13 protein-coding genes are annotated in these 15,943 nt (G+C 74.2%); 6 read left to right on the top strand and 7 right to left on the bottom strand.

Features of this window, described 5'->3' with window-relative positions; all coding sequences use genetic code 11:
- Positions 1-52: 52 nt before the first annotated feature.
- Positions 53-3,790, top strand: a complete 3,738-nt coding sequence (locus KY498_RS08255) for a homocysteine S-methyltransferase family protein (RefSeq protein WP_191007956.1) — start codon at positions 53-55, stop codon at positions 3,788-3,790.
- A gap of 180 nt (positions 3,791-3,970) precedes the next feature.
- Here KY498_RS08255 and KY498_RS08250 read toward each other — a convergent pair whose 3' ends face one another.
- The 6 genes from KY498_RS08250 to KY498_RS08225 form a co-directional block, all read right to left on the bottom strand.
- Positions 3,971-4,537, bottom strand: coding sequence for a hypothetical protein (locus tag KY498_RS08250; protein WP_101305632.1), 567 nt, complete (start codon positions 4,535-4,537; stop codon positions 3,971-3,973).
- 132 nt (positions 4,538-4,669) lie between these two features.
- Positions 4,670-5,074, bottom strand: coding sequence for a glucose-6-phosphate dehydrogenase (locus tag KY498_RS08245; RefSeq protein WP_191007957.1), 405 nt, complete (start codon positions 5,072-5,074; stop codon positions 4,670-4,672).
- A gap of 77 nt (positions 5,075-5,151) precedes the next feature.
- Positions 5,152-5,556 (bottom strand): VOC family protein, encoded by a 405-nt coding sequence (locus tag KY498_RS08240; protein ID WP_191007958.1) that lies wholly within the window; start codon positions 5,554-5,556, stop codon positions 5,152-5,154.
- Positions 5,556-6,593 (bottom strand): GNAT family N-acetyltransferase, encoded by a 1,038-nt coding sequence (locus KY498_RS08235; protein ID WP_191007959.1) that lies wholly within the window; start codon positions 6,591-6,593, stop codon positions 5,556-5,558. Before KY498_RS08235 ends, KY498_RS08240 begins: the two co-directional genes overlap by 1 nt.
- Complete coding sequence (locus KY498_RS16595; protein ID WP_191007960.1) at positions 6,590-9,535, bottom strand: ATP-binding cassette domain-containing protein; 2,946 nt, start codon at positions 9,533-9,535, stop codon at positions 6,590-6,592. The genes KY498_RS08235 and KY498_RS16595 overlap by 4 nt, the downstream gene beginning before the upstream one ends.
- A 28-nt stretch (positions 9,536-9,563) precedes the next feature.
- Positions 9,564-10,112 carry a hypothetical protein gene (locus KY498_RS08225; RefSeq protein WP_061782299.1) on the bottom strand — a complete coding sequence of 183 codons (549 nt, stop codon included), beginning with the start codon at positions 10,110-10,112 and terminating at the stop codon, positions 9,564-9,566.
- Between the two features lie 91 nt (positions 10,113-10,203).
- Between KY498_RS08225 and KY498_RS08220 the strand changes: the two genes are divergently transcribed.
- Genes KY498_RS08220 through KY498_RS08210 form a run of 3 tightly spaced genes read left to right on the top strand, consistent with a single transcriptional unit; the run spans position 10,204 to position 13,331 of the window.
- Complete coding sequence (locus KY498_RS08220) at positions 10,204-11,115, top strand: 1,4-dihydroxy-2-naphthoyl-CoA synthase (protein WP_191007961.1); 912 nt, start codon at positions 10,204-10,206, stop codon at positions 11,113-11,115.
- Positions 11,116-11,136: 21 nt separating this feature from the next.
- Complete coding sequence (locus tag KY498_RS08215) at positions 11,137-12,288, top strand: AMP-binding protein (protein WP_191007962.1); 1,152 nt, start codon at positions 11,137-11,139, stop codon at positions 12,286-12,288.
- Positions 12,289-12,344: 56 nt separating this feature from the next.
- On the top strand, positions 12,345-13,331 hold the full coding sequence (locus tag KY498_RS08210; protein ID WP_101305637.1) for a 1,4-dihydroxy-2-naphthoate polyprenyltransferase: 987 nt from the start codon (positions 12,345-12,347) through the stop codon (positions 13,329-13,331).
- Positions 13,332-13,357: 26 nt separating this feature from the next.
- Here KY498_RS08210 and KY498_RS08205 read toward each other — a convergent pair whose 3' ends face one another.
- The gene (locus KY498_RS08205) at positions 13,358-13,636 is read right to left on the bottom strand and encodes a DUF4229 domain-containing protein (RefSeq protein ID WP_101305638.1); all 279 of its coding nucleotides are present in this window, start codon (positions 13,634-13,636) and stop codon (positions 13,358-13,360) included.
- Between the two features lie 84 nt (positions 13,637-13,720).
- Between KY498_RS08205 and KY498_RS08200 the strand changes: the two genes are divergently transcribed.
- Positions 13,721-14,134, top strand: a complete 414-nt coding sequence (locus tag KY498_RS08200) for a PLD nuclease N-terminal domain-containing protein (RefSeq protein WP_191007963.1) — start codon at positions 13,721-13,723, stop codon at positions 14,132-14,134.
- Between the two features lies 1 nt (position 14,135).
- Positions 14,136-15,941, top strand: coding sequence for a 2-succinyl-5-enolpyruvyl-6-hydroxy-3-cyclohexene-1-carboxylic-acid synthase (menD, locus tag KY498_RS08195; RefSeq protein WP_191007964.1), 1,806 nt, complete (start codon positions 14,136-14,138; stop codon positions 15,939-15,941).
- Positions 15,942-15,943 lie beyond the last annotated feature (2 nt).

The following is a 15,943-nucleotide window of genomic DNA, read 5'->3' as shown; positions in this document are numbered from 1 at the left end:
ACCCTGCGTCGCGGCCCGCCGTCTGCGGCGGCGACGCCCGTAGAATCGGGCGGTGACCGCCTCCCTCGCCGCCGCCCGCTTCGCGCTCGACATCGACGGTGTGCCGCGCCCCGCCCGGGCGCAGGCGCTGCTGGACGCCCTCGCCGAGCGGGTCGTCATCGCCGACGGGGCGATGGGCACGATGCTGCAGCGTCACGACCTGCGGATCGACACCGACTTCGCCGGCCTCGAGGGCTGCAACGAGATCCTGAACGTGACGCGACCCGACGTGGTCGCCGACATCCACGACGCCTACTTCGCGGTCGGCGTGGACGCCGTCGAGACGAACACGTTCGGGGCGAACTGGTCGAACCTGTCGGATTACGGCATCGACGACCGCATCACGGAGCTCGCGGCCGCCGGGGCGCGGATCGCCCGCGAGCGTGCGGAGGCGGCGGAAGCGGTCGACAGACGGATGCGCTGGGTGCTCGGCTCGATGGGGCCCGGCACGAAGCTGCCGAGCCTCGGCCACACCACCTATGCGCATCTGAAGGAGACGTTCGCCCTCCAGGCCGAGGGGCTCATCGACGGGGGAGCGGATGCGTTCCTGGTCGAGACGAGCCAGGACCTGCTGCAGACCAAGGCCGCGATCAACGGCTGCAAGCAGGCCATCGTGGCCCGCGGCATCCGGCTGCCGATCTTCGTCGAGGTCACCGTCGAGACGACCGGCACCATGCTGATGGGCTCGGAGATCGGGGCGGCGCTCACGGCGCTGGAGCCGCTGGGCGTCGACGCCATCGGCCTGAACTGCGCCACCGGTCCGGCCGAGATGAGCGAGCACCTGCGCCACCTGTCGAAGCACTCCTCGGTGACGATCGCGTGCATGCCCAACGCGGGGCTGCCGGTGCTGACCGCCGATGGTGCGCACTACCCGCTGACGCCCGCGGAGCTCGCCACGGCGCACGAGCAGTTCGTCCGCGAGTTCGGCCTGGGCCTCATCGGCGGATGCTGCGGCACGACGCCCGAGCACCTCGCCGCGGTGGTGGAGCGGGTGGGGTCCCTCCCGGTGACCTCCCGTCGGATCGTCGACGGCCTGCCGGGGGACGCGGCGACGGAGTACACCGCGCTGGCCTCGCGCTCGCGCACCACGCTTGTCGGCGCGGCGCCCCTCGCGGTCGACCGCGAGCCGGGCGTCGCCTCGCTGTATCAGCACGTGCCGTTCCGGCAGGATGCCAGCTACCTCGCGATCGGGGAGCGCACCAACGCGAACGGGTCGAAGGCGTTCCGCGAGGCGATGCTGGAGGGCCGGTGGGACGACTGCGTCGAGATCGCCCGCGGGCAGATCCGCGTCGGCGCGCACCTGCTCGACGTGTGCGTCGACTACGTCGGCCGCGACGGCGTCGACGACATCCGCGAGGTGGTGTCGCGGTTCGCCTCGGCATCCACTCTGCCCCTCGTCATCGACTCGACCGAGCCCGCCGTCATCCAGGCGGGGCTGGAGCTGATCGGCGGCCGTCCCGTCGTGAACTCCGTCAACTACGAGGACGGCGACGGCGCGGCATCCCGCTTCGGGCGCATCATGCCGCTCGTCAAGGAGCACGGCACCGCCGTCATCGCCCTCACGATCGACGAGCAGGGGCAGGCGCGCACCGCCGAGGACAAGCTGCGCATCGCGTCGCGGCTCGTCGACGAGCTCGTCGGGGCGTGGGGCATGTGGGTCGAGGACATCATCGTCGACTGCCTCACCTTCCCGATCGCGACGGGCCAGGAGGAGACCCGCCGCGACGCGATCGAGACCATCGAGGCGATCCGCGGGCTGGTCGCGAAATACCCGGGCATCAACACGACGCTCGGCGTCTCCAACGTCTCGTTCGGGCTCAACCCCGCCGCCCGATCGGTGCTCAACTCCGTGTTCCTGCACGAGGCGACGCAGGCGGGGCTGACGAGCGGCATCATCGACGCCGCGAAGATCGTGCCCCTGGCGTCCCTCCCCGAGGAGCAGCGGAAGGTCGCGCTCGACCTCGTCTGGGACCGGCGCGAATGGGATGCCGACGGCACCCTCACCTACGACCCGCTGGCGACGATGCTCGACCTGTTCGCCGGCGTCGACACGGCGGCGCTGCGCGACCAGCGCGCCGCCGAGCTGGCCGCGCTTCCTGTGGGCGAGCGGCTGGAGCGTCGGATCATCGACGGCGAGCTGAAGGGTCTCGAGGCCGACCTCGACCTGGCGCGCGCCGGCGATGCGGATGCCGCGCCGCTCAGCCCGCTGCAGATCATCAACGACCACCTGCTGGAGGGCATGAAGGTCGTCGGCGAGCGGTTCGGGTCGGGACAGATGCAGCTGCCGTTCGTGCTGCAGTCCGCCGAGGTCATGAAGACCGCGGTCGCCCTGCTCGAACCGCACATGGAGAAGACCGACGAGGCCGGCAAGGGAACGATCGTGCTCGCGACGGTGCGCGGCGACGTGCACGACATCGGCAAGAACCTCGTCGACATCATCCTCACCAACAACGGCTACACGGTGATCAACCTCGGCATCAAGCAGCCGATCGCCGACATCATCGCCGCCGCCGAGGAGCACGGCGCCGACGTCATCGGCATGAGCGGCCTGCTCGTCAAGTCGACGGTGGTGATGAAGGAGAACCTGCAGGAGCTCTCGGCGCGAGGGCTCGGCACGCGGTGGCCGGTGATCCTCGGCGGTGCGGCGCTGACGCGCGCGTACGTCGAACAGGATCTCGCGGAGCTCTTCGACGGCGAGGTCCGCTACGCCAAGGACGCGTTCGAGGGGCTCGCGCTCATGGAGCCGCTCGTGCGGATCGCGCGCGGTGAGGCTCCGGATGCCGTCGGCCTGCCGCCGCTGAAGAAGCGCATCCACGCCGCGGGGTCGCGCCTGACCCTCACCGAGCCGGAGGCCATGCCGGCCCGGTCGGACGTGGCATCCGACAACCCCGTGCCCGCGCCGCCGTTCTGGGGCACGCGCATCGTCCGCGGCATCGCGCTCGCCGACTACGCGGCCTTCCTCGACGAACGCGCGACGTTCATGGGGCAGTGGGGGCTCAAGCCCGGGCGCGGGGAGGACGGGCTGTCGTACGAGCAGCTGGTCGACACGGAGGGTCGTCCGCGGCTGCGGTACTGGCTCGACCGCATCCTCGCCGAGCGCATGCTCGACGCGTCGGTGGCCTACGGGTACTTCCCGGTCGTCTCCGAGGGCGATGACCTCGTCGTGCTGCACCACGGCGACGACCCGACCGGTCTGCTCGGGCCGGCCGGACTGCTGGCGCCGGACGGCGGCTCGGGCGGCGCCCTCGGCAGCGACCGGCTGCGCTTCCACTTCCCGCGGCAGCGGCGCGACCGCCACCTGAACCTCGCCGACTTCGTGCGCTCCCGCGCGTCGGGGCAGGTCGATGTGCTGCCCGTGCAGCTGGTCACGGCGGGGGCGGCCATCGACGCCGTCACCGCGAAGATGTTCGCCGAGGACCGCTACCGCGACTACTACGAGCTGAACGGGCTGGTCATGCAGCTCACCGAGGCGCTCGCCGAGTTCTGGCACGCGCGCATCCGCGCCGAGCTCGGCTTCGCCGGGGAAGACCCCGCCGACACCGCGGGACTGTTCAAGCTCGACTACCGCGGCGCGCGGTTCTCGCTCGGCTACCCGGCCTGCCCCGACATGGAGGACCGCCGCAAGGTCGTCGAGCTGCTGCGTCCGGAGCGCATGGGCGTCGAGCTGAGCGAGGAGCTGCAGCTGCATCCCGAGCAGTCGACCGACGCGTTCGTGTTCCACCACCCCGAGGCGAAGTACTTCTCGGTCTGAGCCGGTCGCGGCATCCGCGGGTGGGGCGGGTGCGGGTTCCGGGTGTCTCGGCGCCGGGGCCGAACTGCAAGGGATGCCGGGCGCCACGCCGCGGCCCGGCGCGGGGTGGCGGCGCGTCGCGGCTACGACCTTGCAGTCGGGGCGTGAGGAGGTGGAGGTGACGGTGGGGCCGAAGCGGGCTCAGCGACGTGCCAGGGCGGCGGCATGCGCCGCGATTCGGGCGAACACGCGTCGCTGCACCGCGTACGACTCCTCCCAATCGCCGTCCGACTGCAGACCGTGGTCGGCGCCGGCGATCTCCATCACCGCGGCTGCGGTCTCGCTGATGCGGTCGGGCCACCACGTGGCATCCGTCGTGCCGGCGACGATGAGATGAGTCGCGGATGCCGCGCGCAACGCCGTAGCCACGACATCGTGGCCGACCAGCGGCGTCAACCACACCCCAGGTATGCCTGCCGCGACGGCGTGTGAGGCCGCGAAGGTGCCCAGAGACTTGGCGACGACAAGGTCAGGCGCGCACGGGAGGGCCGAGATGATTTCGCCCCACTCCCGGGCGACGAAGTCGGCCGGGTCGTCCGCAGCGTCACCCAATGCCCACTCGGCGGCGTAGACGTCCCATCCGTTCTGAGCCAGGATGACGCCGGTCCAGTGCAGCAGCGGCGCCTGCGCGGTGTATCCGCGCCCGGGCAGCAGGACCGCTGCAGGTGCGCCGTCCGACGACGGTGTGAGGCGGTGCAGCACGACCATCCCGCGATCCTAACGGCCAGCCGCACACACCGGACTGCAAGGGATGCCGGGCGACACGCCGTGGCCGGGCGCGGGGGTGGCGGCGTGTCGCGGCTGCGAGCTTGCAGTTGGGATACGGCCCGCGGATGAGGGTCAGGCGACGGGGGTGCCGCACATGCCGCAGATGCCGGTCGCGGGCACCTGTACGAAGCAGTCCGGGCACATCACCGCGGGGCGCTCGGGGATGGTGGGGGCGGCGACGGTGCGCGGCGTGCCCGAGGCGACACGGGCGGCGCGGGCACGCTCGCGCGTGGTCGGCGCGGGCGCGGCGGCGAGCTTGGCCGCGGGCTTGTGGTCGGCGCAGTAGAACCGCACGAATCCGGCCGGATTGTTCGGATGCCGGTGCTTCATCACCCACAGCGCTTCGCGCGGCCACGGCTCGCTGGTCGGTCCGCAGCCCGAGCACCGGGTCGCGTCGCCCGGCACGGCCTGCTCGGCGGCGACGGCGATTTCGAACGGCAGGGCATCTCGCCAGTCCGAGGAGTTCCTGATCTGCACGACATGCCCTTCCGGCGGCATCCTCGGGTGGACGACGGCCGTGCCCCATTCTCCCACGGCCGCGCCGCCGGCGGGTCTCACTCCGCAGCGGATGCCACCGTGGATGCCGCCCCCGCCCATCCCGACCACTCCGCCGCGTCGACGACGCAGAACCGGTTGCCCTCGGGATCCTCCATGATCACGTAGTCCGCATCGGCCGGCTGCCGGTCCCATACGACGCGGCGCGCGCCCAGACTCTCCAGCCGCGCCACCTCGGCGTCCTGGTCTTGCGCGTAGAGGTCGAGGTGGATCCGCGGGGGCGGGACGCGCGGCGCCGCGACGGCATCCAGCGACACGCTCACCCCGGCCCCGTGCCGCGGATGCAGCAGCGCGACGTCGTCGCCGGCGGGCTCGCGCACCACGTAGTCGAGGGCCGCGGTCCAGAAGGCCGTCTCCCGCGCGAGGTCGTCGACGCGGATCACGACGGAGCCGACGACCAGCATCACCCGGCCTCCGGGTTGCGAGCCGTCACCGTGATCCAGGGGTCGGTGGCCGCGGCATCCGGGGCCGTCGTGTCGCGGACGACGACGTCGGTCCAGCCCGTGGCGGCGAAGGCCTCGGCCAGCGGATCCTCGCGCCACAGCACGAAGTGTCGCGGCGCGTCGAGCTTGTGCGCCGACCAGTGCTCGCCCTCGCCCTTCTTGAACGAGGCGATCATGACCCCGCCCGGCCGGGTCGCGGCGCGCGCTCGCCGCAGCACGCCCCGCAGCCGCGCCCGCGGCACGTGCAGCAGCACGGCGCTGGCGAACACGGCGTCGTACGGGCCGCCGAAGTCGGCGTCGCGCACGTCGAGCAGGCGTGCACGATGGCCCGCCGCGTGCTGCAGTGCGATGAAGGATGCCGCGGCATCCGTGCGGTCGACGGCGAAGCCCGCCGCCTCCAGCGCATCGGCGTCGCGGCCCGGGCCCGAACCGAGCTCGAGCACGGAGGAGCCCGCCGGCAGCAGTGCCCCCAGCTCCGCGACGAGTGGCGACGGTGTGGCCGACGTGCGCTGGGCGTAGCGCAGGGCGTGGTCGCGGTAGACGGCGAGGGTCAGCTCGAGCGGGTCGCCGAGCGGCGGGATCGTGCAGTCGTAGCGCTGCCGGGTCGGCCACCGCGGGTCGCGCGGCGCATCGGAGACCGCGAAGCCGAGGCGACGGTAGAACTCGACCGCGTCGTCGTCGGTGCTCGCGAACAGCGGGAGGGTCGGGTCGGCGCGACGCGCGGCATCCACGAGCCGGGACCCGAGACCGGTGCCCCGCGCCTCGTGCGCGACGGCGATGTAGTGCAGCTCCGTGCGGCCGCGGGCGGGGTCGGGGCCGAAGGCGGCGAAGCCGAGGATGCTGCCGGCCACGACGCCGACGACGGTGAGCCGGGGCAGTTCGGCGTCGCGGATCCACAGGAGTGCGTCGGCATCCACCCCGGCCGCCTCCCAGAGGAGGGGGAGGAACGCCTCCGAGCCGATCTCGTCCGGGGTCAGGGGCCGCTCCGTCGTGGTCATGATTCGACTGTAGCGAGCGCTCCGCGGGGTCTTTGAGGGGGCGACGGCGGCCCGGGAGCCCCGGCGACGGGCTTCGCGCGCCGCAGTGAGCGCAGCAGCGCACGCCCGATGAGTCCGATCCCGATGACCGTGGTGACGGCGCGCAGCGTGTCCCAGCTGAGGGTCGAGGTCACCAGCGAGTAGACGAGGAAGTTCCCGAGGTTCTCGGTGAGGGGCGCGCCCGGGCTGTAGGAGATGCTCGTCCCGGCGCCGACGGCGAACGGCCAGAACCACATGTTCATGATCAGCCCGAACACGTACGCCGACACGACGCCGTACGCCGCGAGCATCGCGACCTCGGCGCCGCCGCGCACGCGCCGCGGCAGCAGCCCCGCGCCCGCCGCGACCCAGCCGCAGGCGAACATCTGGAACGGCAGCCACGGCCCGACCCCGCCCCACAGCACCGCCGACAGGGCGAGGGATGCCGCGCCGAGCAGCAGTCCGAAGCGCGCGCCGTACGCCCGCCCGGCCAGGATCAGGAGCACGAACAGCGCCTCCACGCCGCCCACCCCGGTGCTCGCGATGCGCACGGCCGCCCCGATCGCCGCGAGCACGGCCAGCAGCGCGAGGGTGTGCGCCGACCGCACCGTCGTGTCGAGGCTCGCGAGGGCGACGATGATCGCGAGAGGGGCGAGCGCCATCGCGATGACCGGCGCGGCGGCCTGCGCCTGCGCCGGCACCGCCGTCGCCACGAGGGGCCACAGGAACGCGGCCGCCGCGACGAGGTTCGCCGCGATCAGGGCCGCGGTGAGGCTGCGCCGCGGTCGGGGTTGGGGCCGGGGCTGCGGCCGGGGCTGCGGGGTCCTGGCTGCGGCTCGCCGTGGGGTGCGGGTGGGGGGCGTGTCCCGAACTCCTCCGGATTGCGGCGCGAGGCCGGGCGGGGGCCCCGAGACGGGGTCGGCGGTCGCGGATTGGAGGAGTTCGGCGCGGGCGGGGTCGGCGAGGGCGGGCTCGGTGCGGGCGGGCGGGGCGGCGGGCGAGGCGGCGAGCCGCCCGGCCGCCAGGGGCAGCACGCGGTCGGCGCGGGCGATGGCCGACGGATCGTGGGTCGCGATCAGGACGGCGGTCCCGGCATCCGCGAGCCGCGCGAGGGCGGCGTCGACCAGGCGGCGCGCGTCGGGGTCGAGGCCGCGGGTCGGCTCGTCCACGAGCAGGACGGGGGCGCGGGTCGCCGTCTGGATCGCGAGAGCGAGGCAGCGCCGCTGACCGGCGGACAGGTCACGCGGATGCCGGTGCCACAGCTCTCGCGCCGCCTCCACGCCGCCCTCGTCGTCGCTGCCGCGCCCGAGGAGCCCGGCGAAACGGTGGGCGGTCGTGCCGGCCGGCAGGCGCGCCCGCCGGTCGGTGCGCCGACACTCGGCGGCGACGGTGTCGCGCACGAACAGCGCGTCGGAGTCATCGGGGACCAGTCGCACCTCGCGGGCGTGCGCGCCGGTGGCGAGGGCGACGAGCAGGCTCGACTTGCCGGCGCCGTTGGGGCCGACGAGCGCCACGATCTCGCCGGCGTGGAGCGCGATCGGTGCGTCGTCGACGGCGACGCGGTCCGCGTACCGCACGGTGATGCGGGTCGACAGCACCGGTCCCGTCGAGGGAGTCCGGGGGGTCGCCGGGTCGGGCGCCGTCCGCGGCGGTCGGGGACGACCTACCTGCGCGAGCCCCGCACCCGCGGTCGCGAGCACCCCGGGCCGCCCGCGGGAACCACCCGCGTCGATGCGCAGCCACGCGTCGGCGACCGCGCCGAACTCGTCGCCGCGGTGCTCGGCGACGACGACGCAGACGCCGGCCTCGTGGGCGAGCGCGCCCAGGAGCGCCACGATGCGGGCGCGGGCGGTGCGGTCGAGGTCGGCGAGCGGCTCGTCGACGAGCAGGAGGACCGGCTGCTCGATGATCGCGGCGGCGATCGCGACGAGCGTCGCCTGCCCCGCCGACAGTGCCCCCAGCTCGCGGTCGAGCAGGTCCACGATCCCGACCCGCACCGCCACCTCGCGGACGCGCTCGTCCACGACGACGGGGGCCACGCCCCGCAGCTCCAGGGCGAGGCCGATCTCGTCCCGCACGCGCGTCGTCGCGAAGGCGGCGCGCGGGCTCTGCAGCACGACGCCGACGACGCGCGACAGATCCCGGGGCGCCGTGGCGCTGCGCTCGTGTCCGGCGACGCGCAGCTCGCCGCGGATCCACCCGCCGTCGACATGGCTGTGCAGGCCGCTCAGCGCCCGCAGCAGGGTCGTCTTGCCCGACCCGGTCGCTCCCGTGAGCACGGTGAGGGCGCCCGGGCGGATGCCGCGCCCCACCGCGTCCGCCACGACGACCGGATCGCCGGCGCCGAACCCGAGCGCGACGTCCTGCCCGGCCACGGGGTGCGCGCAGTCGCCCTCGAGCCCCCGTCCGGCGTAGCCGCGCAGTTCGAGGGCCGCGGCGACGGCGCTTGCACGCTCCAGTGTCGCCTCGAGCACCGGCGCGAGCAGTCGGGCCGAGCCCGCGACGCCGACCCGTTCGCCGCGCAGCCGCGCCGCCCGCCGTGCCGAACGCACCGCGTCGGCGAGCGACGGCAGCGTCGCCCAGCCGATCGACAGCGCCCGGGCGAGGCCCTGGAAGGGGCCGCGCCGGGCGCCGCGGGCGAGCAGGCGCGGCAGGTCGAGCACGGCGCTGAGCAGTCCGAACGCGAGGATCGTCAGCGCGATCGGCAGGGCGCTGACCGCGGCATCCCAGAGCCCTCCCGCCGTCGCGGGGCCGAGCACCTCGACGTGGGCGAGCGGCGGCGCGAGGCGCCACAGGGGCAGCGGCAGCACCACCGGCCCGGCGCCGTCGGCGCCGTGGAAGAGCACCCGGTACCCCACGCGCACCGCGACGAAGCCCACCGCCAGGGCGGCGGCGGCACGCAGGGGGCCGGGGCGGAAGCTCACGCGCCGAGATTACGCGCGTCGGCGCCGCTCAGGCCGCGGGAGCCGCGGGCGCCCCGTCCAGGCTGAAGAGCAGCTCGACGCTCTCGCCCGGCTGAGCCGTCAGCGTCGACACGCCCTCCTGGGCGTAGTCCCACGCGCCGCCGGCGGGCTTGGTCCACAGTGCCCAGTACGCGAACGCGGCGGGCATCGACTCGCACTTCTCGACATACGCAGGGTCCTGGGTGGAGCCGACCGGCTCGGATGCCGAGGGCAGCCCGTCGACGCGGCAGATCACCTGGTCGCCGTACTCCTTCGTGCCCTCGATCTCGAGCCCGGCCGCGGCGACGATGTCGGCGACGGCGACCTCGGCGGTGGTCGTGTAGCACCGCGTGTCGGAGGTGCCGCCCGCCAGGGCGGAGGAGTCGACGACGAGCGTGACGCCCTCGGTCCCTTCGCACGCGCCGGCGGTGATCGGCGACGCGGTCGCGTCGGTCGCGGTCGGCGACGCCGCACCGCCGCCCGTCGAGGCGCAGGCCGACAGGCCGAGCGCGAGGGCTCCGGCGGCGAACAGGGCGAGGATGCGGGGGGTCGACGTCACCGTCCCAGCGTAGGGGGAGTCGCCCACCCGTCCCGGCCATATGACGACACCCTCACGACGCCATGGCGATGCTCGCGCGTAGGCTGGCCGGGTGACCGACACCTTCGTCTCCGAGCTGTTCGATCCGACCGCGTGGACGCTCGCGCCCGGCGCGGACGACTACACCGACATCACGGCGCACGTCTCCGGCGACGGCCGCATCGCGCGCATCGCGTTCGATCGGCCCGAGGTGCGCAACGCCTTCCGGCCGCACACGGTCGACGAGCTGTACCGGGCCCTCGACCTCGCGCGACAGGACCCGCGCATCGGTGTCGTGCTGCTGACGGGCAACGGCCCGAGCCCCAAGGACGGCGGCTGGGCGTTCTGCTCGGGCGGCGACCAGCGCATCCGCGGCCGGGACGGCTACACCTACGCGGCCGACGACGCGACCGCCCCCGACCCGGCCCGCGCCGGCCGGCTGCACATCCTCGAGGTGCAGCGGCTCATCCGTTTCATGCCGAAGGTCGTCATCGCCGTGATCCCCGGGTGGGCCGCCGGCGGCGGGCACTCGCTGCACATCGTCTGCGACCTGTCGATCGCGAGCGCCGAGCACGGCCGGTTCAAGCAGACGGATGCCGATGTGGGCTCGTTCGATGCGGGGTACGGGTCCGCCTACATGGCGCGTCAGGTCGGTCAGAAGCTCGCGCGCGAGGTGTTCTTCCTCGCGGAGGAGTACTCGGCGCAGCGCGCCTACGAGATGGGCGCCGTGAACCGCGTGGTCCCGCACGCGGAGCTCGAGCGCGAGGCGATCGCGATGGCGCGGACGATCCTCGGCAAGTCGCCCACCGCGATCCGCATGCTGAAGTTCGCGTTCAACGCGATCGACGACGGCATGGTGGGCCAGCAGGTGTTCGCGGGCGAGGCCACGCGCCTCGCGTACGGCACCGATGAGGCCGTGGAGGGTCGCGACGCCTTCCTGCAGAAGCGCGACCCCGACTGGTCGCCCTATCCGTACCACTACTGACGCGACGGCGCGGAGGCGACGGTGAAGCTGGAGCGGGTGGATGCCGCCGATGCGCGCGCGGTGCTGCGCGGACTGCGGGGCGCGGTGCTGGGGGCGGGCCCCGCGATCGCCCTCGGCGCGCCGTCCGGCTCCGGAGATGCGCTGCCCGCGGAGGTCCCGGCCGGCACCGCGGTGGTCGTCACGACATCCGGGTCGTCGGGATACCCCAAGGCGGTCGCGCTCAGCCGTTCCGCGCTGACGGCCTCGGCGCTCGCGACGAGCGCGCGCATCGGCGAGGGGGCGTGGCTGCTCGCGCTGCCGCCGGGCTACATCGCCGGGGTCCAGGTGCTCGTGCGTGCGCTCGTCGCCGGACGCGAGCCCGCGCTCCTGTCGGGGCCGTTCCGCACGGCGGGGTTCGTCGCCGCCGCATCCTCCATGGCATCGAGCGACGGGGGGCGGCCGGTGCCGACGTACACGTCCCTCGTCCCGGCGCAGCTGCAGACCCTCCTCGACGACCCCGATCCGGCCGCCCGCCGCGCACTCGCCGGGTTCTCGGCGGTGCTGGTGGGCGGGCAGGCGCTCGCCCCTGTGCTCGCCGCGCGCGCCGCCGACGCCGGCGTGCGCATCGTGCGCACCTACGGATCGAGCGAGACCGCGGGCGGCTGCGTCTACGACGGCGTGCCGCTCGACGGCGTCGGCGTCCGCATCGACGACGGCGAGGTGCTCCTGTCGGGTCCCACCCTCGCGGACGGCTACCTGGGCGATGCCGCGCGCACCGACGCCGCCTTCTTCCGCGACGCGGCGGGCACCCGCTGGTACCGCACCGGTGACGCCGGCGCGTTCGACGGACGCCTCGCGATCACCGGTCGCCGCGACAACGTCATCATCTCGGGCGGGATCAACGTGGCGCTCGACCGCGTCGAACGGGTGGTGCGGACCCTTCCCGGGCTCGTCGACGCCGTCGTGGTCCCGGTCCCCGACGAGAGGTGGGGCGAGGCGTCGATCGTGGTCGTCCCGGCCGGCGCGGGGGATGCCGATGACGCCCTCCGCGGCATCCGCGCCGCCGTCGAGGCCGAGATCGGTGCGCCCGCACGCCCCCGGGCGGTCGTGCCCGTCGCCGCCATCCCGCTGCTGCCGAGCGGCAAGCCCGATCGCGCCGCCCTCCGCCGGCTCGCGGCGGACGCCGGCGCGTGAGCGCGCCGCGTCGGCATCACAGGGGACTCATGCGTCCGCGGGCATAGGATTCTCGCGTGGCAGGCAGCACCCGCAAGAAGAAGGCCCGTTCGGGACGGCGCTCCGCGGCGCACACGCCGCGCGGCAATCCGCAGAGGGCGCAGCTCTCCGGCGACCCCGCGCACGTCGAGCGCGCCACCGCGCGCGACTGGATCGGCGCGGCGCGCCTGCGCACCCTGCCCCTCGCCGTCTCGCCCGTGCTCATCGGCACCGGCGCGGCGCTGCTCGGCGGGATGCCGCTGCGCTGGGTGGTCGCGCTGTGCTGCCTCGTCGTCGCGGTGTCGATCCAGATCGGCGTCAACTACGCGAACGACTACAGCGACGGCATCCGTGGCACCGACGACCACCGCGTCGGGCCGGCGCGGCTCACCGCGTCGCGCAAGGCGCAGCCGCGCACCGTCCTGATCGTCGCCCTCGTCTTCTTCGGCATCGCGGCGGCCGCCGGTATCGCCCTCATCGTGCGCACGGGGTACTGGTGGATGGCGCTGATCGGCGCCGCGTGCCTGGTGGCGGCCTGGTTCTACACCGGCGGCAAGCGTCCCTACGGGTACGCCGGTCTCGGCGAGCTGTTCGTCTTCGTCTTCTTCGGCCTGGTGGCCACGGTCGGCACCACCTTCGTCCAGGTCGGCACCGTGCCGCAGGAGAGCTGGTTCGGCGGCGTGATCGCCGGGCTCCTCGCCTGCGCCGTGCTCCTGGCCAACAACCTCCGCGACATCGATCAGGACCGCCTCGCCGGAAAGCGCACGCTCACGGTGCGTATCGGGCGCCGGGCGACGCAGATCCTGTTCACGGTGCTGGTGGTCGGCGCCTTCGCGATCGTGGCGTTCCTGGCGGTCTTCTACCCGCTCGCCTGGCTGGCGCTGCTCGCGCTCATCCCCGCGGCCTGCGCCGTCCTGATCGTCTGGACCTATCGCGCGCCGCGGGAGCTGGTCGTGGCGCTCGGGCTGACGTCGCTGACGTCGCTGGCCGTCGCGGCGCTGCTGTTCTGGGCGTTCACGGGCTGACGGCACCGGTCACCCGGCGCCCGCGCTCACTCCGTCGGTGCGGCGGCGGCCTGGTCGGCCGCGGCATCCTCGACGTCTTCGTCGGTCGCGGCGCGGCGCGCGCGACGCTCGGCGAGGCCCGCGGTCAGATCGTCGAGCGGACGGCGCAGGAACAGCACCGACAGGCTCAGGCCGATGAGGGCGGCGAAGATCGCCGACAGCCAGTAGTACTCGCGCATGACCGGGAACAGCATCATGATCCCGAACGGCACCACGAACACCAGGAGACGCAGCACGCTGTAGACGAGGGCCGAACGGACACGCATGCCTCCAGCCTACGCGCGTCGTCCGTGCGCCCGTACCCGTGCCCGCGCCCGCCGAGGATGCCGGCGCGCGCCTAGGATGGAGGGGTGGTGCGCATTCTGCTGCCTCTGGCGCTGTTGCTGATCGCCTTCTGGGTGTACAGCATCGTCGACTGCGCCCTGCAGCCGCCGACGCGCCATCGCGGCGTCAGCAAGCCGGTCTGGATCCTGCTCGTGGTGCTGCTGCCCATCATCGGCGGCGTGATGTGGTTCGTGGTCGGTCGCGGCCGTCCCCAGCGGGTGAGCACCTTCCGCGCCCCCGACGACAACCCCGACTTCCTCGGCAGCCTGGGCGCGATCTCGATCGCCGACCAGGACGAGCGCATCCGCCGCCTGGAGGCGGAGCTGGCCGCCCTCGACTCCGAGGGTCCGGAGCCCGACCGCCGGCGCGGCGCCGGCGACGAGCCCGCGACCGCCCCGGACGACGACCCCGACGAGAACCGTCGCGGCAGCGCCGCCTGACATGGACGAGAGCCCTCTCGCCGGTCGCGCGCCGGCGACGGATGCCGCCGCGGCGCTCCTGGGGCGCCTCGTCGAGCTCGGCGTGGGGCACGTGGTCGTCAGCCCGGGATCGCGCTCGCAGGCGCTGGCCCTCGTCGCGGCCGAGCTGGAGAGCCGTGGCGCCGTGCGCGTGCACGTGCGCATCGACGAACGGGTCGCCGGCTTCACGGCGCTCGGCGTCGGGCGCGAGTCGGGCATGCCCGCGGTCGTCGTGTGCACCTCCGGCACCGCGGTCGCCAATCTCCTTCCCGCCGCGCTGGAGGCGCACCATGCCGGTGTCCCGCTGATCCTGCTGACGGCCGACCGTCCGCCCGAGCTGCGCGGCGTCGGCGCCAACCAGACCACCCGCCAGCCCGGCATGTTCGCTCCGAACATGCGGCTGGAGGAGGATCTGCCGGTGCCGGACGAGGTGGATGCCGACGGTACCGGGGAGCAGTCCGCCATGCTGCGGCGGGTGGCGGAGGACGCGGTCGCCGCGGCGCTCGGCGCGGGCACCCGTCAGGCCGGGCCCGTGCACCTCAACCTGCCGCTGCGCGACCCGCTGGCCGGCGGCCTGCCGCCGTGGCTCGGCACGCCGGAGCTCGAGCTGGACACCGCGCCCGTCGGGCCCGACGTCGCCGCGGAGGATCCGGTCCAGATCGAGCCGTCGGGCGCGCTGTACCAGGGCGGCGGTGGCATCGGCGAGTCGAACCTGCCGACCGATCCCGACGGCGACCCCCATGTGCTCGTGCGCGGACCGCGCACCGTGGTGATCGCCGGCGCGGATGCCGGGACCGGCGCCGAGGCGCTGGCGCACGCCGGCGGGTGGCCGCTCATCGCCGAGATCGTCAGTGGGGCGCGGTTCGGCCGCAACCTCGTGCACGGCTACCGCCGCCTGCTCCGCGACCCGGAGCTCGGCGGTCGCATCGAACGCGCCGTCGTGTTCGGGCATCCGACGCTCAGTCGCGAGGTCGTCGCGGTGCTCTCGCGCGACGATGTCGAGGTGCTCGCGGTGCGCGGGCCGGGGGAGCCCCTCAATCTCAACGGGTCGTCGATCGCGGTCGATGCGGTCGTCGCCGCCGTGGGCGACGTCGACCGCGACTGGTTCGGCGCGTGGATGCGGGCGTCGCGCGCGGCATCCGTCGATCTCGCGCCGCCGGCGCCCGACGCCGAGGCCCTGTCGTCGGCCGTTCCCGCCGAACGGCTGGGGGCGATCGCGTCGGAACTGGCGATCGCGCGCAGGCCGATCGACCGGGTCGCGCTGGTCGACGCCGTCTGGCGGGCCACCTGGCCGCACGACCGGCTGCTGTTCGCGTCGTCGCGGCTGGTGCGGGTCGCCGACGAGGTGCTCGGCGGCAAGAAGGTCCCGGTCCACGCCAACCGCGGACTGGCGGGAATCGACGGCACGATCGCCACCGGGACCGGCATCGCCCTCGCGAGTCAGGCGACCGCGGCGGTCGGGGTGACCCGGGTGCTGACGGGAGACCTCGCCTTCCTCCACGACGTGGGCGCGCTGCTGCTGCCGGTCGGTGAGGAGGCCCCGCGCCTCCAGGTGGTCGTCGGCAACGACGGGGGCGGGACGATCTTCGACGGTCTCGAGGTCGCGTCGGTGGCTGCGCCGTCCGCGATGGAGCGGGTGCTCTACACGCCGCAGGACGTCGACGTCGCCGCGCTCGCCGCGGCCTACGGCTGGGACTACGTCCGCGCCGCGACGCGGACCGAGCTGGATCAGGCGCTCACCGCCCGCGTGGCCGGCCGTCAGATCGTCGAGGTCGCGCTCGATCGCTGAGC

Origin of the sequence: Microbacterium sp. PAMC21962 (assembly GCF_019443465.1) — a bacterium.
Lineage (GTDB): Bacteria > Actinomycetota > Actinomycetes > Actinomycetales > Microbacteriaceae > Microbacterium > Microbacterium hominis.
This window is presented reverse-complemented; position numbering and strand designations above follow the sequence as displayed.

Coding starts and splice junctions, on each gene's coding strand:
- KY498_RS08250 (WP_101305632.1), bottom strand. CDS start 4,537: ATGGTCGTGCTGCACCGCCTCACACCGTCGTCGGACGGCGCACCTGCA.
- KY498_RS08240 (WP_191007958.1), bottom strand. CDS start 5,556: ATGCTGGTCGTCGGCTCCGTCGTGATCCGCGTCGACGACCTCGCGCGG.
- KY498_RS08235 (WP_191007959.1), bottom strand. CDS start 6,593: ATGACCACGACGGAGCGGCCCCTGACCCCGGACGAGATCGGCTCGGAG.
- KY498_RS08205 (WP_101305638.1), bottom strand. CDS start 13,636: ATGCGTGTCCGTTCGGCCCTCGTCTACAGCGTGCTGCGTCTCCTGGTG.
- menD (WP_191007964.1), top strand. CDS start 14,136: ATGGACGAGAGCCCTCTCGCCGGTCGCGCGCCGGCGACGGATGCCGCC.